Annotated in this window: 16 protein-coding genes; 9 read left to right on the top strand and 7 right to left on the bottom strand. The window is 67.9% G+C overall.

What is annotated here, in order from left to right; genetic code table 11:
* Positions 1-8: 8 nt before the first annotated feature.
* The 3 genes from OV427_RS10860 to OV427_RS10850 are packed head-to-tail and all read right to left on the bottom strand — an operon-like array spanning position 9 to position 3334.
* Positions 9-1619: a lactate racemase domain-containing protein gene (locus OV427_RS10860; protein ID WP_163996026.1), complete on the bottom strand. Its 1611-nt coding sequence runs from the start codon at positions 1617-1619 to the stop codon at positions 9-11.
* Positions 1620-1631: 12 nt separating this feature from the next.
* Positions 1632-2297 (bottom strand): HAD family hydrolase, encoded by a 666-nt coding sequence (locus tag OV427_RS10855; protein ID WP_267856023.1) that lies wholly within the window; start codon positions 2295-2297, stop codon positions 1632-1634.
* Positions 2298-2353: 56 nt separating this feature from the next.
* Positions 2354-3334 carry an NAD-dependent epimerase/dehydratase family protein gene (locus tag OV427_RS10850; protein ID WP_267856022.1) on the bottom strand — a complete coding sequence of 327 codons (981 nt, stop codon included), beginning with the start codon at positions 3332-3334 and terminating at the stop codon, positions 2354-2356.
* Positions 3335-3722: 388 nt separating this feature from the next.
* On the opposite strand from OV427_RS10850, the gene OV427_RS10845 reads away from it, so the two are divergent.
* From OV427_RS10845 to hemH, 6 genes are all read left to right on the top strand, one after another.
* A complete protein-coding gene (locus OV427_RS10845) occupies positions 3723-4037 on the top strand; it encodes an SWIB/MDM2 domain-containing protein (RefSeq protein ID WP_267856021.1) in 315 nt (104 codons plus the stop codon).
* A gap of 234 nt (positions 4038-4271) precedes the next feature.
* The gene (gene treY / locus OV427_RS10840) at positions 4272-7313 is read left to right on the top strand and encodes a malto-oligosyltrehalose synthase (RefSeq protein ID WP_267856020.1); all 3042 of its coding nucleotides are present in this window, start codon (positions 4272-4274) and stop codon (positions 7311-7313) included.
* Positions 7310-9454 carry a glycogen debranching protein GlgX gene (gene glgX / locus OV427_RS10835; protein ID WP_267856019.1) on the top strand — a complete coding sequence of 715 codons (2145 nt, stop codon included), beginning with the start codon at positions 7310-7312 and terminating at the stop codon, positions 9452-9454. Before treY ends, glgX begins: the two co-directional genes overlap by 4 nt.
* A 123-nt stretch (positions 9455-9577) precedes the next feature.
* Positions 9578-10516 (top strand): TerC family protein, encoded by a 939-nt coding sequence (locus OV427_RS10830; protein ID WP_267856018.1) that lies wholly within the window; start codon positions 9578-9580, stop codon positions 10514-10516.
* Positions 10517-10580: 64 nt separating this feature from the next.
* Positions 10581-10967, top strand: coding sequence for a Co2+/Mg2+ efflux protein ApaG (gene apaG / locus OV427_RS10825; protein WP_267856017.1), 387 nt, complete (start codon positions 10581-10583; stop codon positions 10965-10967).
* The gene (gene hemH, locus OV427_RS10820) at positions 10967-12061 is read left to right on the top strand and encodes a ferrochelatase (protein WP_267856016.1); all 1095 of its coding nucleotides are present in this window, start codon (positions 10967-10969) and stop codon (positions 12059-12061) included. The genes apaG and hemH overlap by 1 nt, the downstream gene beginning before the upstream one ends.
* Here hemH and OV427_RS10815 read toward each other — a convergent pair.
* Both OV427_RS10815 and OV427_RS10810 read right to left on the bottom strand, forming a co-directional pair.
* Positions 12012-13031 (bottom strand): hypothetical protein, encoded by a 1020-nt coding sequence (locus OV427_RS10815; protein ID WP_267856015.1) that lies wholly within the window; start codon positions 13029-13031, stop codon positions 12012-12014. The genes hemH and OV427_RS10815 overlap by 50 nt on opposite strands.
* Positions 13032-13127: 96 nt before the next feature.
* The gene (locus OV427_RS10810; RefSeq protein WP_267856014.1) at positions 13128-13706 is read right to left on the bottom strand and encodes a hypothetical protein; all 579 of its coding nucleotides are present in this window, start codon (positions 13704-13706) and stop codon (positions 13128-13130) included.
* A gap of 146 nt (positions 13707-13852) precedes the next feature.
* Here OV427_RS10810 and OV427_RS10805 point away from each other — a divergent pair, with 146 nt between their 5' ends.
* Positions 13853-15070, top strand: coding sequence for a M24 family metallopeptidase (locus tag OV427_RS10805; RefSeq protein ID WP_267856013.1), 1218 nt, complete (start codon positions 13853-13855; stop codon positions 15068-15070).
* Positions 15071-15161: 91 nt separating this feature from the next.
* Here OV427_RS10805 and OV427_RS10800 read toward each other — a convergent pair whose 3' ends face one another.
* Positions 15162-16730, bottom strand: coding sequence for a CocE/NonD family hydrolase (locus tag OV427_RS10800; RefSeq protein ID WP_267856012.1), 1569 nt, complete (start codon positions 16728-16730; stop codon positions 15162-15164).
* Positions 16731-17210: 480 nt separating this feature from the next.
* Between OV427_RS10800 and OV427_RS10795 the strand changes: the two genes are divergently transcribed.
* Together OV427_RS10795 and OV427_RS10790 are read left to right on the top strand one after the other, a co-directional pair.
* A complete protein-coding gene (locus tag OV427_RS10795; protein ID WP_267856011.1) occupies positions 17211-17834 on the top strand; it encodes a TetR/AcrR family transcriptional regulator in 624 nt (207 codons plus the stop codon).
* Positions 17835-18169: 335 nt separating this feature from the next.
* Positions 18170-20536, top strand: a complete 2367-nt coding sequence (locus tag OV427_RS10790) for a right-handed parallel beta-helix repeat-containing protein (protein ID WP_267856010.1) — start codon at positions 18170-18172, stop codon at positions 20534-20536.
* Between the two features lie 138 nt (positions 20537-20674).
* Here the strand turns inward: OV427_RS10790 and OV427_RS10785 are convergent, their stop codons facing one another.
* A complete protein-coding gene (locus tag OV427_RS10785; RefSeq protein ID WP_267856009.1) occupies positions 20675-21637 on the bottom strand; it encodes an L-threonylcarbamoyladenylate synthase in 963 nt (320 codons plus the stop codon).
* Positions 21638-21651 lie beyond the last annotated feature (14 nt).

Raw genomic sequence — 21651 nt, 5'->3', positions numbered from 1 at the left:
GACCGGCCTCACTTCACGTCCACCATCACCGTGGGCGCAATCCGCAGCAGGCTGATGGTGGCCGAGCGGCCCATGAAGCCGCGCGCCTCTTCAATCGCCTCGGTGAGGGTGTCGGTGCGGTCCCAGCCCATCAGGGCCGGGACGTGATTGTTCTCCGCGCCCGCGACGATGACCTTGCCCACGTGCTGCCGGCCATTCTCGCCCCAGTACCACATGTAGAAGGGGTGCACGCCGTGGTAGGCGTTGCCCTTGCGGTACAGGTGCACGTAGCTGGGGTTCTCCGCGAACTCCTTCTCGTACTTGTGCTCCAGCTTCATCGAGTCGCGCGTCTCCGGCAGCAGCCGGTTGAAGAACTCGATGTAGCTGGGGTGGTGCTCGGGGTCGAACTCGTCGTAGGCCGGGTGCAGGAGAATCAGCACGCCGCCCTTCTTCACCAGCGGCACGCCGCGGTTCAGGTTGTAGAAGTAGCCCAGCCCCATCACCTGCACGAGCAGCGGGTTGAGGATGGAGTTGACGCTGTACGGAGAGATGAAGGGGATGGGGAAGATGACGATGTCGCTCTGCCCCTCCACCGGCACCACGTACTGCTTCCAGCTCGTCTCCAGCGTCTTCTGGTGCGCCGGCTCGGTGGCTCCGGCGTACACGCCCGTGACGTCATAGGGCGCGGGCACGGCGCTGAGCACCTTGCGCGCCATCGCGCGGGGCATCTTCGACAGCGCGTAGCGCATGGCCTGGAACTTCAGCCGGTCGCCCTCGGTGTAGTCCTCTTCCTTCTTGGCGAGGAAGTCCGTGGGCGCGCCGAACATGCGGTTGTTCAGCGAGGTCTCGATGTGGAAGACCTTCAGGTGCTTGTCGATGTTCTTCCCGATGCGCTCGTTGCTCCTGTAGAGCGCGCTCGCCTTCGGCTCCATGTAGGAGTCCGACTCGCGGATGGTCTTCGGGTTGTGGTGGTGGCGCAGCGAGGCGTAGTTGGACACGCCGGTGCCCATGGACTTGTGCCCGCCATTCATGGGCACGAAGTTCACATTCACGTAGATGATGAGGTCGCTCTCCGCCACGCGGCGGTTCACCGACACCTCCTCACCGTGCGAGGTGCGCTCCAGCGCGACGATGCCGTCCGGGTCCTCGGCGTCGTGGTTGTAGTAACGGTCCGGGTAGAACGCGTCGTAGATCTTCTGCCCCACCATGCGCCGCATCTCCGCTTCCGTCATGCGGCGGTGCAGGGCGTTGGCGATGACGAGGTGGATGTCGTCCACGCCGCTGTCGGCGGCCAGTTCCAGCACCACCTCCAGGATGGACTGGCGCACGTCCGGCGTCACCATGGGCGGCAGCGGCACGCTGATGTCGTCGATGACGCACGTCAGGCGCATGCCGGGCTTGAGCAGGGCGTGCAGCGGCTCCATGCCCTCCGGGTGGTTGATGGCCCAGCGGATGGCGGCCTTGACGTTGGGCACGCCGGCCAGCGGGGGGCGGGGGAAGATGACCCGCGTACCCACGGGCAGGTCTTCCTGCAGGAAGCCCTCACCGTAGAAGAGCGCCCGCGGGGGGCTGCCCTTCTCCGTGATGACCACCTGGCTTTCCTCGTCGTACAGCTTCTGGAGCGTCTTGAACGGGCGCATGGGGAACGGGGCCTACTTGAGGTCGAGGATGGGCCAGTTGTACGCGCGCGCGATGGAGCGCAGGCGCATGTCCGGGTTCACCGCGGTGGGACGGCCCACCACCGCGAGCATCGCGTAGTCGGAGGCACTGTCGGAGTAGCCGTGGCACTGGTCCAGCGCCAGGCCCTCCTTCACGCAGTAGGCGCGGATGGCGTTGGCCTTGTTCGCGCCTTCGATGATGGGCGGAATCACCTTGCCGGTGGCCTTGCCGCCCACGAACTGCATCTTGTTGGCGATCATGTCGTCCACGCCCAGGTGGCGGGCGAGCGGGCGCATGGTGAAGTCCAGCGCCCCGGTGACGAGCACCACCTTGCACCCGCTGCGGCGGGCCTGGTCGATGAGGTCCTGGGACTGCTCGAAGAGCGCCGGCTGCAGCACGTCCTCGAACATGTCCTGGGCGATGGTGACCAGTCGGTCTTCACTCAACCCCGCGTAGTAGCGGTAGAAGAACTCGTTGAACGTCTTGCGGTTGACGACGTCCATGACGCCGAAGAGGGGCACGCTGACGGCGGTGCTCAGCGTCCTTCCGGCGATGCCCAGGACCGAGCCACGGTTCATCGCGTAGTACGCGTAGACGTGGACGACGTTCGTCTTCACGAGCGTCCCGTCGACATCGAAAAAGGCAGCTTTCGCGGGCATGGGGGCAGCGGGCTTCCTGACACTCCTGGGGGGGTGTGGTCAACGACGGGAAATCTCTACAACCAGCCCTGCTGGCGGTACCACTCCGCGCTGCGGCGGATGGAGTCGCCCAGGTCGCGCCGTGGGTGAAAACCCAGCAGGCGCTCGGCCTTGGCTCCGGAGCACGTCCAGGCGGGGGCGAGCAGCTGCCGCGCCAGCTTCCGGTTCAGGGGCAGCTTCCGGCCCGTCACCCGGGATACCCCGTCCGCCGCCGAGGCCAGGGCCTGGAGCACCCCGGGGCTCAGACGCACCGTGCGGGGGTGCAGCCCCAGCGCCTTCGCCCCCAAATCCTGCACCGCTTCCAGGGTGAGGGGCGCGCCGGGGCCCGCGCAGAAGAAGGCCTCGCCCAGGGCCTTGGGGTGCTCGGCCTGGAGGAGCATGAGGTCCACCACGTCCTCCACGTCCACCAGGGTCAGCGGGCGGGGGCCGCCGGTCAGCTCCAGGCGGATGCCCTTCTTCGCCAGCTTGAAGAAGGTGAGGTTCTCCCTGTCCCCCGGGCCGAGGATGCGCGGGGGGCGCGTCACCGTCACCGGCAGCCGGTCTCCATAGGAGAAGGCGATGCGTTCGGCCTCCGCCTTGCTCTCGCCGTACCACTCGTGGGGGTGGAAGGCGTCCTCCTCCACGTGGGGGCGGGTGGGGGAGGAGGGGCCCATGGCGGCCAGCGAGCCGGCCAGCACCAGGCGCGGCCGGTGTCCGGCGGCCACCATCGCGTCGCACAAATGGCGGGTGCCCTCCGCGTTGACGCGCATGAAGTCCTCTCGCGTCGCGCCGCGTCGTGCGCCCGCGAGGTGGAAGACGACGTCCTGGCCCACGACGGCGGGGGCCAGTGAGGCGGGCACCGTCACGTCTCCGTCCACCCGCGTATAGGTGACTCCGGCCAGCGCGGAGGCGTCACCTCCAGGGCGCAGGAGGCACGTCACGGTGTCCCCGCGCGCCGCCAGGGCTTTCGCCAGCCAGGCTCCGAGGAAGCCTCCGGCACCGGTGATGAGGGCTCTCATGGGCGATTCATCCAAAAAAACACACCACGTCCGCAAGGAGAATTCCCGGGGGATGTCCTCTTCTGCGTGAGCTGACGCGGCGGCGGCGGAGCCGGTTTGTCGGCCTCCGGATGCGTTCCGAAGGCTATTCCCCGAGGAGAAACGCGCTCCGGAGCCGATTTTTCGGCCTCGGCCGGCGCTGCGCGAGCCGTGCTCCCGAGCGAAAACCGTGCTGCGGGGCCGGATTCTCGGGCTCCAGAGGCGATCTTCCGAGGGACTTCCGAGGGAAAAACGCATCAGAGGGCTGTTTTTCGGCCTTGGGCGTGCTACTTCTACGCCGCATCGGCTCCAGCTTCACATAAGCAAAGCCGTATAACGTCCCCTTCGGAGGGGAGGAGACTCAAGACGAATGGCCGCCAAGAAAGCTGCTGCGAAGAAGGCTCCCGCCGCCAAGAAGACCGCTGGTGCGAAGCGCAAGCCGAACGCGTCGTTCATGAAGGAGATGACCCCTTCTGCCGCGCTCGCTGAGATCGTTGGCCCCAAGCCGCTGCCTCGGACCGAGGTCGTCAAGAAGCTCTGGGCCTACATCAAGAAGCAGGGCCTCCAGGACGCCAAGAACAAGCGGCAGATCAACGCCGACGACAAGCTGAAGCCCATCTTCGGTGGCAAGAAGAACGTCACCATGTTCGAGATGACCGCGCTGGTGAACAAGCAGCTGAGCTGAGCACCGCCGCCGGAAGTCTCCGGCAGTGAGTCGTACTCGAGGGCTCGTCGCGCTTTGCGCGGCGGGCCCTCTGCTCTTTGACGGGCTCCCAGGTCCCCACGGAGCGTTGGATAGAGGGCGGACGGACGTCTGCGTGCTGGCGGAAGGTCTCCGTAGGACCTACCTCAGGACCGCATGCTGCGCGACGGTTTGGAAGACGAGGGGATTGCCTCCACGGGGGCGGGGGGCGCCACCATGAGCGCGGAGGTCCTGGCCGAGGGCCTCTACACACGTGTGCAGGGGGATTTGGACTCCCGGCCCCACACGCCGCTGTCCACGTATCGGGTCCAGCTCCACCAGGGGTTCACCTTCCAGCAGGCCCGCGAGGTGGTGCCCTACCTCGCCCGGCTGGGGGTCAGCGACTTCTACGCCTCGCCGTACCTCAAGGCGACGCCGGGCAGCACCCACGGCTACGACTGCACGGACCACCAGCAGCTCAACCCGGAGGTGGGCTCGGCGGAGGACCACGCCGCCCTGGGCTCCGCCCTGCGCGAGCACGGCATGGGGCAGCTCCTGGACGTGGTGCCCAACCACATGGGCATCGAGCGGGACAACCGGCTCTGGTTCGACGTGCTGGAGAACGGCCCCTCGTCCGTCTACGCGAAGTACTTCGACATCGACTGGGCGCCGGTGAAGGAGGAGCTGCGCGACAAGGTGCTGCTGCCGATTCTGGGCGACCAGTACGGCATCGTCCTGGAGCGCGGCGAGCTGAAGCTGTCCTTCCGGGAGGGCGCCTTCTTCATCAACTACTACGACCACCTGCTGCCGGTGGCGCCCCGCCAGTACGCGCGCATCCTCCGGCATGGGCTGGAGCGGCTGGAGGCGAAGCTCGGCGCCGAGCACGCGTGCATGGTGGAGCTGCTCTCCGTCCTCACCGCGATTGAGCACCTGCCGGCGCGCACCGAGGTGGAGCGGGCGAAGGTGGTGGAGCGCCACCGGGAGAAGGAGGTCATCAAGCGCCGGCTCGCGGCGGTGGCGGCCGCCAGCCCCGAGGTGACGGCCTACATCGAGGACAACGTCCGCGTCTTCAACGGCGAGCCCGGCAACGCGCGCTCCTTTGATTTGCTCGACTCGGTGCTGGCCTCCAGCAGCTACCGGCTGGCGCACTGGCGCGTGGCGGGGGAGGAAATCAACTACCGCCGCTTCTTCGACATCAACGGCCTGGCCGCCCTCCGCGAGGAGGACCCGGACGTCTTCCAGGAGGCGCACGCGCTCATCTTCCGCTGGCTGCGCGAGGGCAGCGTCACCGGCCTGCGCATCGACCATCCGGACGGCCTGTTCGACCCCACCGCCTACTTCCTCGACTTGCAGGAGCGCTTCTTCCTGGAGCGCGCCCGGGCCCTGTTCCTGAAGGAGTACGGCGAGGCGGACACACGCTGGTCCGCGGTGGAGACGGCGCTGCGCGAGCGCTGGCGCGCGGAGGTGACGGCGCACCCGGACAGCCCGCTGCGCAAGGCGCTGTACGTGGTGGTGGAGAAGATTCAGGGCGGGCGCGAGCGCATGCCCGAGTCCTGGGCCGTGCACGGAACCACCGGGTACCGCTTCGCCAACGCGGTGAGCGGCATCTTCGTCCAGCCGGAGGCGGAGGCTGCCCTCACGGACATCTACGAGCGCTTCGTCGGCGAGAGGACCGACTTCGCGGAGCTCGTCTACCAGAAGAAGCTGCTCATCATGCGCGTGTCCATGGCCAGCGAAATCAACGTGCTGGCCCACGAGCTCAACCGCATCTCCGAGATGAACCGCCGCACGCGCGACTTCACGCTCAACTCGCTGCGGCGCGCGCTGGTGGAGTTCATCGCCCTGTTCCCCGTCTACCGCACCTACGTGGACGGCTGGCGCCCGGAGCTGGACGCGCGCGACGTGCAGTACGTCGAGTGGACGATTCAGCGCGCCAAGGAGAAGAACGCCACCACCAACGCCTCCATCTTCGACTTCCTCCGCGACATCCTCCTGCGCCGCTACCCGGAGCACACCCAGGAGCAGGAGCGCGCCGTCATGCTGCGCTTCGCGATGAAGCTGCAGCAGGTGACGGGGCCCGTCATGGCCAAGGGGCTGGAGGACACCGTCTTCTACATCTACAACCGGCTGGTGAGCCTCAACGAGGTGGGCGGCGAGCCGGAGCGCTTCGGCGTGCGCGCCACCACCTTCCACCTGCGCAACCAGGAGCGCGCGGAGCGCTGGCCGGCGAGCCAGCTCACCTCCAGCACCCACGACACCAAGCGCAGCGAGGACGTGCGCGCCCGCATCAACGTGCTGTCCGAGGTGCCCGAGGAGTGGCGCAAGCGGGTGAAGAAGTGGTCGCGCCTCGTGGAGAAGTTCGTCACCGCGCTGCCCTCCGGCCCCGCGCCCTCGCCCAATGACGCGTACCTCTTCTTCCAGACGGTGGTGGGCGCCTGGCCCATGGGCGAGGGCCACTCGAAGGAGGAGCTGCGGGACTTCCAGCGCCGGGTGCGCGAGTACATGGCCAAGGCCATGAAGGAGGCCAAGGTCCGCACCTCGTGGACCAACCCGGACGGCGCCTACGACGACGCGGTGGCGCGCTTCGTGGACCGCTGCTTCGACGAGAAGGAGGGCGGCGCCTTCCTGGAGGACGTGCGCGAATTCAAGCGGCACCTCGAGCGCGCGGGGCAGCACAACGCCCTGGGCCAGCTCCTCTTGAAGCTGGCCTCGCCCGGCGTGGTGGACACGTACCAGGGCTGCGAGCTGTGGGATTTGTCCCTCGTCGACCCGGACAACCGGCGGCCGGTGGACTTCTCGCGGCGCGCGCGGTTCCTGGATGCGTTGGACGCGGAGGCCGCCAGCGACAGGGCCGGGCTGTGCACGCGGCTGACGGCGGACATGGCTGACGGCCGCGTGAAGCTCTTCGTCCTCGCCGAGTCGCTGCGGCTGCGCCAGCGCCAGCCGGTGCTGTTCCGCTCCGGCGGCTACCGTGCGCTGGACCTGACGGGCCCCCGCGCGAAGGCGGCCGTCGCCTTCTCCCGCGAGCACGGGGACGCGGTGGTGCTGGCCTGTGCACCGCGTTACACCTTGTCTGCTCTGGATTCCCCGGAAGGACTGTCTGGCGCGTACGGGAGCACGTTCCTCGACCTTCCCGAGGCATATGCGGGCATGATGTTCCGCAGTGTGTTCACCGGGCGTCAGGTGCGGCCGGAGCGTGGGCCGGGCGGCGTGGTGCTGCCCCTCGGACCGCTCCTGGCGGAGTTCCCGGTGGTGTTGTTGGAGAGGAGCACGGGATGAGGCGGGCCGAGGTGCTTCCAGGGAAGCCGTTCCCCCTGGGCGCCACGTTTGACGGGCAGGGCGTCAACTTCGCGGTCTTCAGCGAGCATGCGAAGAAGGTGGAGGTCTGCCTCTTCGACCCGAATGAGCCCTCGAAGGAGACCCGCCGCTTCCCCCTGCTGGAGACGAACCACCACGTCTGGCATGGCTACGCGCCGGGGCTGCAGCCCGGGACGCTCTACGGCCTGCGCGTGCACGGCCCGCACGAGCCGAAGAAGGGCCTGCGCTTCAACCCCGCCAAGCTGCTGGTGGACCCGTACGCCCGGGCCATCCACGGCAAGGTGGACTACAAGGCCCCCATCTACGGCTACCCGGCCCCCGCGACGGGCAAGGACGAGGACCTCGTCCTGGATGCGCGGGACGACGCCGCGGGCGTGCCCAAGGCGGTGGTGCTGACGGACGCGTTCGACTGGGAAGGCGACACGCTGCCCCGCATCCCCTGGCACGACACCGTCGTCTACGAATTGCACGTCAAGGGCTTCACGAAGCTGCACCCGCGCGTGCCCGAGCAACTGCGCGGCACCTACGCGGGGCTGGCCCACCCGGCCAGCATCGAGCACCTCAAGAAGGTGGGCGTCACCGCGGTGGAGCTGCTGCCCATCCACCACATCGTGGACGAGCCCTTCCTCATCCAGCGCGGGAAGGTGAACTACTGGGGCTACAACACCCTGGGCTACTTCGCGCCGGACTCGCGCTACAGCGCGTCGGGCTCTCGCGGCGAGCAGGTGGACGAGTTCAAGGGCATGGTGAAGGCGCTCCACCGTGCCGGCATCGAGGTCATCCTCGACGTCGTCTACAACCACACCTGCGAGGGCAACCACCACGGCCCCACGCTGTCCTTCAAGGGCCTGGACAACGGCGCGTACTACCGGCTGACGGACAAGGACCCGCGCTACTACATGGACGTCACCGGGTGCGGCAACTCGTGGAATGCCACGCACCCGTACGCGCTGAAGCTCATCACCGACTCCCTGCGCTACTGGGTGGAGGAGATGCACGTGGACGGGTTCCGCTTCGACCTGGCCACCACGCTGGGCCGCGACAGGCACGGCTACGACACGCGCGCGGCCTTCTTTCAAATCATCCACCAGGACCCGGTGCTCAGCCGGGTGAAGCTCATCTCCGAGCCCTGGGACGTGGGCGACTTCGGCTACCAGGTGGGCAACTTCCCGGTGCTGTGGAGCGAGTGGAACGGGAAGTACCGCGACACGATTCGCCGCTACTGGAAGGGTGATGACCGGCAGGCGGCGGAGATTGGCTACCGGCTCACCGGCAGCTCGGACCTGTACTCGCTGTCGGGGCGCAAGCCGACGGCGAGCGTGAACTTCGTCACCGCGCATGACGGCTTCACGCTGCACGACCTCGTCACCTACAACGAGAAGCACAACGAGGCGAACGGCGAGGAGAACCGCGACGGCGCCAACGACAACCACTCCTGGAACTGCGGGGTGGAGGGCGAGACGAACGACGCGAAAATCAACGCCCTGCGCGAGCAGCAGAAGCGCAACTTCCTCGCCACGCTCTTCCTGTCCCAGGGCGTGCCCATGCTGGTGGGCGGCGACGAGATGGGCCGCACCCAGCGCGGCAACAACAACGCCTACTGCCAGGACAACGAGCTGTCCTGGGTGAACTGGGAATTGAACGAGACGCAGCGGGCGCTGCTGGAGTTCACCAGCAGCATGGCCAAGCTGCGGCGCGAGCAGCCGGTGCTGCACAAGCGGCGCTTCTTCCGTGGCGCCCACATGTGGGACAGCGAGCTGAAGGACCTCGCGTGGTTCCGGCCGGACGGCAAGGAGATGAAGAAGGACGACTGGGAGAAGCCCTACGTGCGCTCCCTGGCCTTCCTCCTGGGCGGAGACGCCATCGCCACGCCGGACGACGAGGGCAACCGGATTGTGGGGGACACGCTCCTGGTGCTGATGAATGCGCACCACGAGCCCATCAGCTTCCTGCTGCCGGCGCTCGAGTGGGGCGCCGACTGGGAACTGGTGGTGGACACGGCGGCGGCGGGGGAGTCCCAGCGCACGCACACGCCCGCGGGCGGCAAGGTGCAGGCGGCCGGACGCTCCGTGGTGGTGCTGCGGCGGCCGGCGACGGAGTAGCTCACTTGCGGGACGGGTGGGGCGGGTCGGTTCGACGAGGGCCCTTTCTCAAGGGAAGGGTCGACGCCCGGACGTGCCGCCGATAGGGTGCGCCCCGGCTGGATACTGCACCAGGACTCTCACGTGAACACGCAAGTCGCGCTCTGGGTGGGTTTCAACGTCTTCGTCCTCGCGATGCTCGCGATGGACCTCGGCTTGTTCCACCGCAAGGAACATGTGGTGACGCCCAAGGAGGCGGGCATCTGGACGATGGTGTGGATCACCATCAGCCTCGCCTTCTGCGCCTTCATCTGGCGCTGGTTCGGCCCCACGGAAGGGCTCCAGTGGCTGACGGCGTACGTGGTGGAGTACGCGCTCTCCGTCGACAACCTCTTCGTCTTCCTGCTGGTGTTCAGCTACTTCCGGGTGGCGCCGGAGCACCAGCACCGGGTGCTCTTCTGGGGCATCATCGGCGCGTTCATCATGCGCGCGGTGCTCATCATCGCCGGCGCGGCGCTGGTGCTGCGCTTCCACTGGCTCATCTACGTCTTCGGCGCGTTCCTCGTCTACACCGCGGTGAAGATGCTCTTCTCCGGGGACGAGGAGATGGACCCGGAGCAGAAGGGCATCGTCAAGTTCGCCCGCCGCGTGCTGCCGGTGTCGCGCCAGGGTGAGGGCAGCCGCTTCTTCCTCACCGAGGACGGGCGGCGCAAGGTGACGCCGCTGTTCATCGTCCTGCTGGTGGTGGAGGCCACGGACCTGCTCTTCGCCCTGGACTCCATCCCCGCGGTGCTGGGCATCAGCCAGAACGCCTTCATCATCTACACGTCCAACGTGTGCGCGATTCTGGGCCTGCGCTCGCTGTTCTTCGTGGTGGCCAGCCTGATGGACAAGTTCCACCTGCTGAAGCTGGGCCTGAGCGCGATTCTCGCCTTCGTCGGCGTGAAGATGCTGATTACGTACTTCGACATCCACATCCCCATCGGCCTGTCGCTGGGCGTGATTGGCGGCATCCTGCTGGCGGCGATTGTCGCCTCGCTCATCTGGCCCAAGGCAGCCGAGGAAGAGCCTGGGAAGCCCTGAGCGGACGCTCACCCAACCCCGCGTTTTGCTTGCAACCGGAGGGGGTTGGCGCCAAATGTGGGGCATGTCTTCCAGCGCCACCACCGACGGTATCCGCGTCACCGTGAAGCCCGCTTTCTGGCCGGAGCGCAGCGCTCCGGAGTCCGGGCAGTTCGCCTTCATGTACACGGTGGAGATCGCCAACGAGGGCAGCGCGCCCGCGCAGCTCAAGTCACGCCACTGGTTCATCACCGATGCCACCGGGAAGGTGGAGGAGGTGAAGGGCGAGGGCGTGGTGGGCCGCCAGCCCAGCCTGGAGCCCGGCGAGCGCTTCGAGTATACGAGCTGGGCGATGCTGCGCACGCCCTTCGGCACCATGCGCGGCACCTACGACATGGTGCGGCCGGACGGCTCCCGCTTCGAGGCCCGCATCGCCGAGTTCGCCCTCACGCTGCCCAACTCCCTGCACTGATGGCCACGCCGGGCGCGAAGCGGGGACTGCTGCTCGTCAACCTGGGCACGCCGGACGCGCCGGAGACGGGGCCGGTGCGCCGCTACCTGCGCGAGTTCCTCAGCGACCCGCGCGTGGTGGACATACACCCGGTGGGCCGCTGGCTGTTGCTCAACCTCATCATCCTCCCGGTGCGCCCGGCGAAGAGCGCGGAGGCGTACCGGAAGGTGTGGACGGAGCAGGGCTCGCCGCTGCTGGTGTTCAGCCGGGATTTGACGACCGCGGTGTCCGAGCGGCTGAAGGACGAGTACGAGGTGGCGCTTGCCATGCGCTACGGCAATCCGTCCATTCCGGACGCGGTGGCGGCGCTGCGCGCGCGCGGCGTGTCGGACTTCACCGTGCTGCCGCTGTACCCGCATGAGGCCGCGTCCTCCTCGGCGTCCTCGCTGGCGCGCATCTACGAGGTCATGGCGCAGTCCTGGGACGTGCCCAACGTCCGCGCCGTGCCGGCCTTCTACGAGCACCCGGGCTTCCTGGACGCCTTCACCGCCGTCGCGCGGCCCGTCATCTCAGACATGCGCGCGGACCACGTCCTCTTCAGCTTCCACGGCGTGCCGGAGCGGCACGTGAAGAAGACCGATGCGACGGGGAAGCACTGCCTGACGTCCGAGGGGTGCTGTGATGCGCTGACGGACGCCAACCGCCACTGCTACCGCGCGCAGTGCTTCGCGACGGCGCGCGGGCTGGCGGAGCGGCTGGGGCTGGGCCCGCGGGGGCAGGGCTGGAGCGTGTCCTTCCAGTCTCGGCTGGGGCGCACGCCCTGGGTGAAGCCCTACACGGACCTGGTGCTGCCGGAGCTCGCGCAGCGGGGCGTGAAGCGGCTGGCGGTGATGTGCCCGGCCTTCGTCGCGGACTGCCTGGAGACGCTGGAGGAGATTGGCATCCGCGCCCGCGAGCAGTTCGTGGAAGCGGGGGGCGAGGCCTTGCGGCTCGTCCCCTCGCTCAACGCCCACCCGACGTGGGTGGACGCGGTGGTGCGGATGGTGCGCGAGTCGGACGGGGCGCCTACTGCTGCGGCTGCGCCGTGGGCTGCGGAGCCGACTCGAGCGCGGTGAGGCGCAGCGTGAAGTTGCCCGGTGGCACCTGGAGGGCCGCGGACGGGAAGGGGCCCTTGGTGACGGCGGAGAGGCTGCCCTCCCACGAGCGCCAGCGGCCGGCCTTCACGAGGAACTCGCCGCGGCCGGTAATCTTCACCTCGGCGCTGACGTCGGACTCGGACGCGCCTTCGGCCTGCAGCTTCTCGGTGCCTTCGCGCGCGGGCACGACGGCCGCCTTGCGCAGCGTGCGGACCTTGCCGGTGCGCGACTCGTAGAGGTCGTACTCCACCGTGGCCACCTGCTCGCCGCCGTCGGCGGGGGCCAGCCCGGTGAGCTTCACGCGGTTGCGCCGCTCGGGGATGGGCCCCTGGAAATACGCGCCGAGCGCGTCCGGGGACACCAACTCGGTGGCCAGCGACCAGGTGTCGTTGGGGGCGACAGGGTCCCTGGGCAGCTCCAGCACCAGCGTGGCCGTGTTGCGCGTCACGCCCTGCAGGCCGTCCAGCACGAAGCCGCGCTCGCTGAGGGTGCCCTCATCCGGAGTGACGCCCTTTCCGTCGGGGATGACGCGCAGGCGGGCGTCCCCCGAGTCGGTGTGCTCGAGGACGAAGGTGAGCGCGCTGGGGAAGGCGGCGGGCGCCGGAGCGGAGGCGGCGGCCGGGGCCTCCTCCTTCTCCTTGCCACGGCCCTTGCGGCCCTTCGTGGGCTTCTCGTCCGCCTCGGGTTCGGCGGCCTCTGGGGCGCGGCCGGTGCGCTCCAGCGTGAGGCGGTAGGCGACGGGGGCGCCCGCGGCGAGCTTCCAACGCAGCGTCGCCTTGGTGGGGTCCACGGCGGGGCGCGCGGGCGCGGCCGGGGCCTTCGCCTCGGCCGGCGGGGGCGTGTCCTTCATCCCCGGCGGGCGGGGAATGGGCTCCAATGCTCCTCGGGGTTCTTCCTTGCAGGCGAACAGGGACAGGGCGACGACCAGGCCAGACAGGCTTCGCTTCACGCGGGGACGCTCCTCGGGAGTACCTCTCGGGATATCGGAGCCGGTGAGGACATTTCAAGTACGTCACCCGGACGCGTCACCGTCTGTCCTGCCGCGTCACCGTGTGCTGGGGGTGTTCTGGGCGAGGTAATAGTCGACCTGCTCCTTGACGCGCCCGGCGAACTCAGGGTTGAGGCGCTCCATGATGGCCCATTCGAAGGCCAGGTCCCTGCGGATGACGGGCCGCGCGGAGCGGCCCATGACGGGGTCGGTGGCGAGGAGGACGGTGGGCGTGGTGTTGGGCTGCTCTTCGGGTGCCACGTGGACCGTGGCGGAGAAGCCTGGGAGCAGCTGCGTGCGCGCGGGCGTGTTGGCGGCCATCTCGTAGGCGCGCACGACGAAGCGGCCGTCGGGGAGCTTGTGGCCCTCGACGTAGCGGCGGGACCAGGCGGACCAGACGTCGAAGTTGCCGGAGATCTTCCACGGCGTCTGGAGGAACAGCGGGTCCGTGCTGGGCAGCAGGGCGTAGCCGCGCGCGCCCAGCTCCGCCTCCGCGGCGGCCATCACCTGCTGCGCGGGCAGGTCGTAGACCACCAGGCTGCCGGTGCGCTCCAGCAGCGTCTTGCGCGGGCTGCCAGCGCAACCGGTGATGAGCAGCGCGCCGACCAGCGCCACGAGCCCGTGCTTCGTCGTCATATGCGCTCCGTCCGCGCCACGGGTGGGGGAACCTTCGTACGCGGCGCATCCCAGAGAACGTGGCTGGCGCGGGTGCATATCGCGCGGGGCACGGAGGGGCTTGTTCAAGTACCGTCCGAAGGGTTTGCACACCGGGAGGATGAACCGTGGAGCGTGTCTACTCGGCGGCCGAAAGCGCGGAGTTCCAGCGGCGGCATGACCGGCTCGTCGCCGAGCTGGAGACGCGGAGTCTCGAGCAGCTGGTGCTCACCTCGACCGAGAGCATCTTCTATCTCACCGGCGCGACGGCCGAGCCGCTGGAGCGGCCATTCTTCCTCGTCGTCGACGTGGCCCGGGCGAGGCGTTTCCTGGTGGTGCCACGGCTGGAGCAGGAGCACCTGCGCAAGGGCTGGGGGCCGGGCTCTCAGCAGGAGGTCCTCGCGTACGCGGAGTTCCCCGCGCCGGCGGGGCAGGGGTGGAAGGACGCGCTCCTGGCGCTGCTCCGGCCCGGCTTCGCCTTCGAGCCGAGCACTCCGCACGAGCGGGCGGCGGTGCTGGTGGCCTCGGGCGGGCACTCGCTGGAGCTGCTCGAGCCCCTGCGAATGGTGAAGTCCGACTTCGAGGTGGCCCGGATTGAGCGCGCCGCGTACTACGCGATGTGGGGCGTGGAGCAGATTCTCCGCTCGGCGTACCAGGGGGCGACCGTCATCGAGGGCTACATGACGACGACCTCGCTGCGGCGGAAGATCATCCAGGAGGAGGCGCACTTCGACGCGCTCGCCACCGACGTGCTCGCGGCGCCGTGGCCCGCGCCGCTGAGCAGCGAGCCGCACTCCGTGCCCGGCGCGACGATGAAGCTCGAGGGTGGGCCGCACGTCGCGCTGGTACTCACACGCGTCAACGGCTACGCGGCCGAGTGCGAGCGGACCTTCTTCACCACGCGGCCCACGGCGGAGCAGGGACGTCTCTTCGCGCTGATGCTGGAGGCGCGGCGGATTGCGTTCGAGAAGGTGCGTCCAGGCGTGCTCGCGGCGGACGTCGACGCGGCGGTGAATGACTTCCTCACGCGCGAGGGCTTCGGCGACCCGGCGCGGCGGCTGCACCGTACGGGGCATGGCTTCGGCCTGGGCAACCATGAGCCGCCGTGGGTGGCCGTGGGCAGTGAGCACCGGCTGGAGCGGAACATGCTCATCTCCATCGAGCCCGGCCTCTACGTGCCGGGCGTCGGTGGGTATCGGCACTCGGACACCGTGCTCGTCACCGATGGCGGGTACCGCGTGCTGACGGGCCGCGTGCCGACGGACATCCGCAGCCTCACCTTCGGCAGGCCGAGCCTCCAGCAGCGCGTGCGGGCCTCGGTCATTCGCAGGCTGGCTGGCGTCTGATTCCCCCTCGGAGCAGGCCGACCGCTTCGGCCGCTCCGAGGAGGAATCTCGAATGAAGGGATGTCCAGGCGCTCCTACAGCGCGCCCCGGCTCACTTCAGGGGCAGCGTCAGATAGGACGGGCTGCTCGACGAAGAGGAGAACTTCACCGTGGAGAACAGCGGCGCCTTGTCCGCGTAGAGCGGATCGACGGTGTCGATGACGAGCGAGAGGCGATGGCCGCTCGGGACGTCATAGGCCGTCGCCGGGAAGTCCACGTCCACGACACGGGCCTGGCCGGCCACGGCGTCCCGGAGCGTCAGCGCGATGTGCGTGACGAGGCTCCCCGTCCCCGCCCAGTCCGTGTCGTAGAGGTACGCGATGATGGTCGTCTGCCCGGAGCTGCCCGGAGTGACGGTCATTCGCAGGTGCGCGGCCCCGCGCACGCGCTGCGGGCTCGACAGCGAGGCCGACTGCCAGACGCCCGCGTTGTCCCGGTCCACCGCGGGAATCCACGCCGTGGGCGGCTCACCGGTGATGGCCTCCGCGCCGTTCGTCAGCAGCACCACGCCGCCGTTGGCGACGGTGTCATCGCCCGCGAGAACCGTCGCGCTCCAGCCCGACTGCGCGCCCGTCGTGAGGTCGCCCTCCCGGTTCCACCAGTGCACCTCGCTCAGGTTGTAGCGCGCGGTGCCCGTCGAGACGGCGCTCCACGACGGGTAAGACTCATAGGTGCTCTGGCCTCGGAGCTGGAGCTGAACCGGGTTCTCCGAGGCGATGCCGGTGTCCACGCCGCGCAGGTACTGGTCGAACCAGCGGTGCATGCTCGTCCAGGCGTCATTGGGCAGGCCGAGGATGCCGGTCAGCTCGGGGATGGCGTGGTCACCCGGGCGGAGCTCGAGCCGCTTCGGGCCCGACAGGCGGGTGTAGAAGTCCGTCAACTGGTTCGGCCCGAAGAAGCTGTCGCCATAGGCGTTCGCCATGAGAATCGCCGGGCGGTTCGCGTTGATGCTCGTCAGGTACGTCGCGGCGCTGCGCACCTGGGAATAGGCGATGACGCCGGGCAGGTTCCGGTTGGCGAAGAAGTCCGAAAGCGTCTGCTGCAGCTCCGGCGACGGCTTCCCCGTCAGCTCCGCGGCGAGTCCCAGCAGCGCGGCGCTCTGCAGATGGCGCGTCTGGTTCGCGAACAACGAATACGTCAGGTCCGTCCAGCAGCTCAGCGCGGCCACGGCGCGGATGCGCGAATCGAAGGCCGCGCCAATCAACGCCATCCCCGCGCCATAGGAGACGCCCGCCGCGCCGATGCGGGTCGGCTCCGTGGGCGTATTGGCGAGCGTCCAGTTGATGACCTCGGTCAGGTCGCCGATGTCCTTGGGGCCCGCCGTGTCGATGGTGCCCCCCGAAGCGTAGAAACCTCGCGGGGTGTACGAGACCACCACGTACCCGGCATTGGCGAACTGCTGCGCCTGCACGAGGTACTCCAGGTTGGGCAGTGCCCAGCTGGTGATGAAGACGATGGCCGGATACCGCCCCGGCGCATCCGGCGTGTAGACGAAGCTCTTGAGCGCCACTCCATCACGCGTGGGGATGTCGACGATTCGCTGCGACGCCGCCGACGCGGGAGTGGTGACAACGCACACCGATAGAACCACGGACACGGCGATTGCACGTAACCAGGACAAGGTGCTCCTCCTTCAGTGGGGGTGACCAGGCACTGCATTGACAGACGGATTCAAGGCTGCCGGGCCAGGAGCTCGACGGCCTGCGCCGAGGGAGCTCGACGCTGCATCGCAAATGGCTGACGCCTTCCAGCAACGGAGCCTCGGCTGGTTGCGTCCCCGTCCCTCATCCCCACGTTGCGTCGGTCACGATGGCTGCTCCCCGCTATCGAGAGCCGCCAGCTCGCCTGCAACCTACGGTACCGAAACTTACGAATCCGTAGATTGATTGTCAAATCGGGATTCCGTGACAAGCCGCGTTAGGCTCCGTGGTTCACCCGGGGAAGGTGGGACGCGAAGGCAATCTGGCGGCACGAATGGGGGATGGACCTACGTCGCCGTAGGTAGAGGAGAGGACCCTCGGATTGTTCATCAGGGCCGCCACGAGAGACGCACGGGTGAAAGGCGGCGCGGGGTCGAACGGGTGTACTAGGGTGTTCGTCGATGGCCAGCCGCGCTCAACGCCTCCCTGCCTCTGCCCGCCGAGCCCAGCTCATCGATGTCGGGCGCTCCGTCTTTGCTCGACGTGGCTACGAGGGAACCTCGGTCGAGGAGATCGCCGAGGTTGCGAAGGTCTCCAAGCCCGTCATCTACGAGCATTTCGGCGGCAAGGAGGGCCTCTATGCCGTCATCGTGGACCGCGAGATGGAGTACGTGGTCAGGCGCATCGCCGAGGCCATCGCGGTGGGCAGCCCCCGCGAGCGCGTCGAGCAGGGAGCCACCGCATTCCTGATGTACGTGAAGGAGCATCCGGATGGCTTCGCCGTCCTCGCTCACGACACACCCGTGACTTCTGCTCGCGGTGGGATGTCGTCGCTACTCAACGATGTGGCCGAGCGTGTCAGTCATGTCTTCCTCACCTCGTTCAAGGGGGCGGGCTATGACTCCAAGGTGGCGCCCATCTATGCGCACGCCCTGGTTGGCATGGTCACCTTCGTCGGCCAGTGGTGGACGGGCGTACGCAAGCCGCCCGTCGAGGAGGTTGCCGCGCACATCTCGTCCCTCGTCTGGATGGGGCTGCGCCACCTTCCCAGACGTCCGGTGCTCGGCTCGAAGCGGCAGAAATGATGCCCGCGTGACCCTGGAACTTCCTCAACCAGGGGGTGTGAGTGGTGCGTTGACTCGGGCGGGCTTCAATCCCTGGCGGAGTTTGCGAGCTCGAAAATAATTCCAATGGCAGTGATAAATGTCGACTGCGACTGCGTTGATATCAGCCGTTGACGGGTGTGTTTGAAGGTGTCAGTTATGCGAGAATGGCAATTTCATACGCAGAGAGCTTCCTGATACGCGCGCTCCTTGTGGCCGGCCTGGCATTTCCAATGCAGGGACTCGGGAATGGGCTGTCGGAGACGCCGCCCTGGCCAATGACACCGCCAGCTCAAATCTGTGGAAATACCGCAATCTTGAGCGGCCCGAGTAGCGCGCCAGGGGGTGCGATTGCAGTTCCCGCCGGTGATAACAGCGGCTTCGACTTCAACCAGCCGGGCGCGACGTTCTGGTTCGCGTCGGGTGTGCACACCCTGGCCAACGACGTCTTTGGTCAGATTGTCGCCCGTGCCAATACGACCTATATCGGCGCACCGGGCGCCATCATCGACGGACGGAACCTCAACCTGTACGCGTTTACGGGTGACGTCCAGAACGTCACCATCAGGTATCTGACCATCAGGAACTTCGGCCGCGGTCTTGATAACAACAACGAAGGCGTGGTCAACCACGACTCCGGAGCGGGCTGGACCATCGAGTACAACACCATCTCCGGAAATGATGGCGCGGGTGTCTTCCTGGGCACCGGCAACGTCGTCCGCTACAACTGCTTGAAGGACAATGGGCAGTACGGCTTCAGCATGTTCAAGATGCCGGTGGAAGGCGACTCCGCCATCAAGAACGTCGTCCTGGACCACAACGAAATCACTGGCAACAACACCGACGACTGGGAGAGCCGCATCGAGGGCTGTGGCTGTACCGGCGGCGGCAAGTTCTGGGACGTCCGTGGCGCGCAGGTGACCAACAACTGGGTCCACGGCAACAAGGGCACCGGCCTGTGGGCGGACACCAACAACATCGACTTCCTCTTCGAGGGTAACTACATCGAGGAGAACGATGGCGAAGGCATCTGGTACGAGATCAGCTACAACGCCACCATCCGCAACAACACCTTTCGCCGCAATGCCTGGGTGAGCGGCAACAGGAACCTGGGTTCACCCGGTCCGGCCATCTACCTGTCAGAGTCGGGGGGTGACGCGCGGCTGGCCTCTGCTGTCAGTGGAGCCCCGAAGATTCGGGTGTACGCCAACTCCTTCGAAGACAACTTCTCGGGTGTTTCAATCTACGAGAACGCCAACCGCTTCTGTAACTCCAACGGCAACACCAGCAAGGGGTATTGCACGCCCTTCATCACCCCGACCCTGATTCCGCAAGAGCCGCGCAACTACGAGTACCCCAATCCCATCAGCGACACGCACACCTGCTACACCCAGGTGGCTGGCGAGCCATACAAGACGGACTGCCGCTGGCACTCCAAGAACATCGAGGTGAACAACAACGAGTTCCACTTCGACCGCACCGTCGTTCCGTGTGCCGGAACCTACTGTGGCGTGCAGGCCCTCTATGCCACCGGCGCTGACAACATGCCCTGGTCGCCGTATACGGTTTCGGGCGTGCAGAACGATGTCATGTTCAACAACGGCAATGTTTTTCATGACAACAAGTACTTCGGGGCCTGGCGTTTCGCCAAGGGGTTCGGCGAGACGGTCAACTTCGGGGTCTGGCGGTCCGCGCCATACACCCAGGAAGTCGGAAGCACCATTGAAGGCGACACTGGCGAGCCGCCGCCCGATCCGGTTCTTGTCACCAATGACCTGGATGCCGACACGTCCACCCTCGAGGGCTCGGTCGGCCAATGGCAGGACTGGTACTCCGAAGCGCTGGCCAGGACCTCGGAGGAGGCGCACTCCGGTACGCACAGCCTCCGCGTCGCCGTGACTGCTTCCTGGGGGTGGGGCGTACAGCTCGCGAACTGGCCCGGCTTCGCGACAACTCCTGGCGTGAAGACCCTTGCACTCTGGGGCAAGCTGGGAGCCGGGATGGGCCTGACACCCAAGATGACCGTGAAGTGGGTGGATGCCAACCAGGCGGTCCTTCAGACGCACGAGGTGACGCTGCCCGCGTTGACGACGACCTGGCAGAAGGTGTCCGCGGTGGTCGACGCACCAGCGGGTGCAAGCACGGTCCTGGTCTACCTGACGGGCTCTGGCAATCCCGGGGAGTACTTCTATCTCGACGATATCGTCGTGGGTGATGCGCCCAACGCCCTCGACGCCGCCAGTGCCGGCGGTGAAGGCTCCGCCGGCCAATGGCAGGCCTGGTATGCCGCCAGCGTCTCAGCCACTCCCCAGGACGCCTATCGCGGCACGGGCAGCCTGCTCGTGAGCGTTACCGACCCCTGGGGCTGGGGCGTGCAGTTGGCGAACTGGCCCGGCTTCGCCACGACCGCGGGCAACAAGCGCATCAGCTACATGGCGAAGCAGGGCTCCGGTGCCATCTCGAATGTCACGCTGCGTGTGAAGTGGTTCGGCGGAGGACAGGAACTCCTCCAGACGGACCTGGTGCCGCTCAGTGGCCTGAGCACCAGTTGGCAGCGGGCCGCGGCAAACGTGACGGCACCCGCGGGTGCGGCCAACGTCTATCTGGACATCTACAGCAATTCAGGTGGCGCGGGCGACAGCCTGTATCTGGACGACCTCGTCGTCACCGACCTCGCGAATTGACCTCGTCCAGTCAGCGCCGGGGCCCCGCCGGGCCCTGGTCAGGACAGCAGGCCGAGCCTCCCGCAGCCAGTGGGGACGGGGGGCACGGGTCCTGGGCGTGAAATAGCGCTTCATGGCCGCACTCCCTGGAGTGGTGGCTCAGGTACGAGGCGCGGCAGCCCGGGCCAGCCTGTCGCGCACCGCGATGCCCAGGCCGCTCGCCTCGGGCAGGCAGGCCACGAGCACGTCGTGGCCCTGCTCATCCGCCTCGCGCAGCCGCGCGTACAGCACGCGCGCCGCGCCGGCCGGGTCTTCCGGCACGTCGAAGCGGGGCACGTCCGACGGCAGGTTGAGGCTCGCGGGCCCCAGCACGCCCACGCGTTGGCCCTGGCTCCGCAGGGCCTGCACGCGTGAGAGCGCCTCGCGAGGCTCCACCAGCACCACCCCCGCGCGCGGCGCGTAGTGCGACGCCAGCGAGCCCGACACGCGCACCTTGGACTCCGTGCGCACCGGCACCGACTGCCCCAGCACGCGCTCCACTTCCTCGGTCGCCAGTCCACCGGGGCGCAGAATCGCGGGCGCGTCCGAGCTCAGGTCCACGATGGTCGACTCCACGCCCACCGTGCACGGACCTCCATCCAGCACGAGGTCCACGTCGCCGCCCAAGTCCCGTGACACGTGCTCCGCCGTGGTGGGGCTCACCCGGCCGAAGCGGTTGGCGCTCGGCGCGGCCAGCCCGCCTCCGAGCTTCTGGAGTACCGCGAGCGCCATCGGGTGGTTCGGCACGCGCAGCGCCACCGTGTCCTGCCCACCGGTGACGGCATCCGTCGCACGCGACGTGCGCGGCAGCACCAGCGTCAGCGGGCCGGGCCAGAACGCGCTGGCGAGCCGGAGCGCCGCTTCCGGTACCTCGCGCGCCCACGACGACAGGTGCTCCACGCCCGGGATGTGGACGATGAGCGGGTGTGTCGCGGGGCGGCCCTTGATGGCGAAGACGCGGCGCACGGCCAGTTCGTCCTCGGCGTTGGCCGCGAGGCCATACACCGTCTCCGTGGGCAGGGCGACGACACCGCCGCGGCGCAGCAAATCCACTGCGCGCTCGATTGAGTCCGGATTAAGCATGCGCGGCCGCACTG

It is taken from the genome of Pyxidicoccus sp. MSG2 (assembly GCF_026626705.1).
GTDB lineage: Bacteria > Myxococcota > Myxococcia > Myxococcales > Myxococcaceae > Myxococcus.
The sequence above is the reverse complement of the archived record's forward strand: the minus strand, read 5'-3'. Positions and strand labels throughout refer to the sequence as shown.

Excerpts from the sequence above, each read along its gene's own strand:
- OV427_RS10860 (WP_163996026.1), bottom strand. The coding sequence starts at position 1,619 with ATGCGCCCGTTCAAGACGCTCCAGAAGCTGTACGACGAGGAAAGCCAG.
- OV427_RS10855 (WP_267856023.1), bottom strand. The coding sequence starts at position 2,297 with ATGCCCGCGAAAGCTGCCTTTTTCGATGTCGACGGGACGCTCGTGAAG.
- OV427_RS10850 (WP_267856022.1), bottom strand. The coding sequence starts at position 3,334 with ATGAGAGCCCTCATCACCGGTGCCGGAGGCTTCCTCGGAGCCTGGCTG.
- OV427_RS10845 (WP_267856021.1), top strand. The coding sequence starts at position 3,723 with ATGGCCGCCAAGAAAGCTGCTGCGAAGAAGGCTCCCGCCGCCAAGAAG.
- treY (WP_267856020.1), top strand. The coding sequence starts at position 4,272 with ATGAGCGCGGAGGTCCTGGCCGAGGGCCTCTACACACGTGTGCAGGGG.
- glgX (WP_267856019.1), top strand. The coding sequence starts at position 7,310 with ATGAGGCGGGCCGAGGTGCTTCCAGGGAAGCCGTTCCCCCTGGGCGCC.
- apaG (WP_267856017.1), top strand. The coding sequence starts at position 10,581 with ATGTCTTCCAGCGCCACCACCGACGGTATCCGCGTCACCGTGAAGCCC.
- hemH (WP_267856016.1), top strand. The coding sequence starts at position 10,967 with ATGGCCACGCCGGGCGCGAAGCGGGGACTGCTGCTCGTCAACCTGGGC.
- OV427_RS10810 (WP_267856014.1), bottom strand. The coding sequence starts at position 13,706 with ATGACGACGAAGCACGGGCTCGTGGCGCTGGTCGGCGCGCTGCTCATC.
- OV427_RS10795 (WP_267856011.1), top strand. The coding sequence starts at position 17,211 with ATGGCCAGCCGCGCTCAACGCCTCCCTGCCTCTGCCCGCCGAGCCCAG.
- OV427_RS10785 (WP_267856009.1), bottom strand. The coding sequence starts at position 21,637 with ATGCTTAATCCGGACTCAATCGAGCGCGCAGTGGATTTGCTGCGCCGC.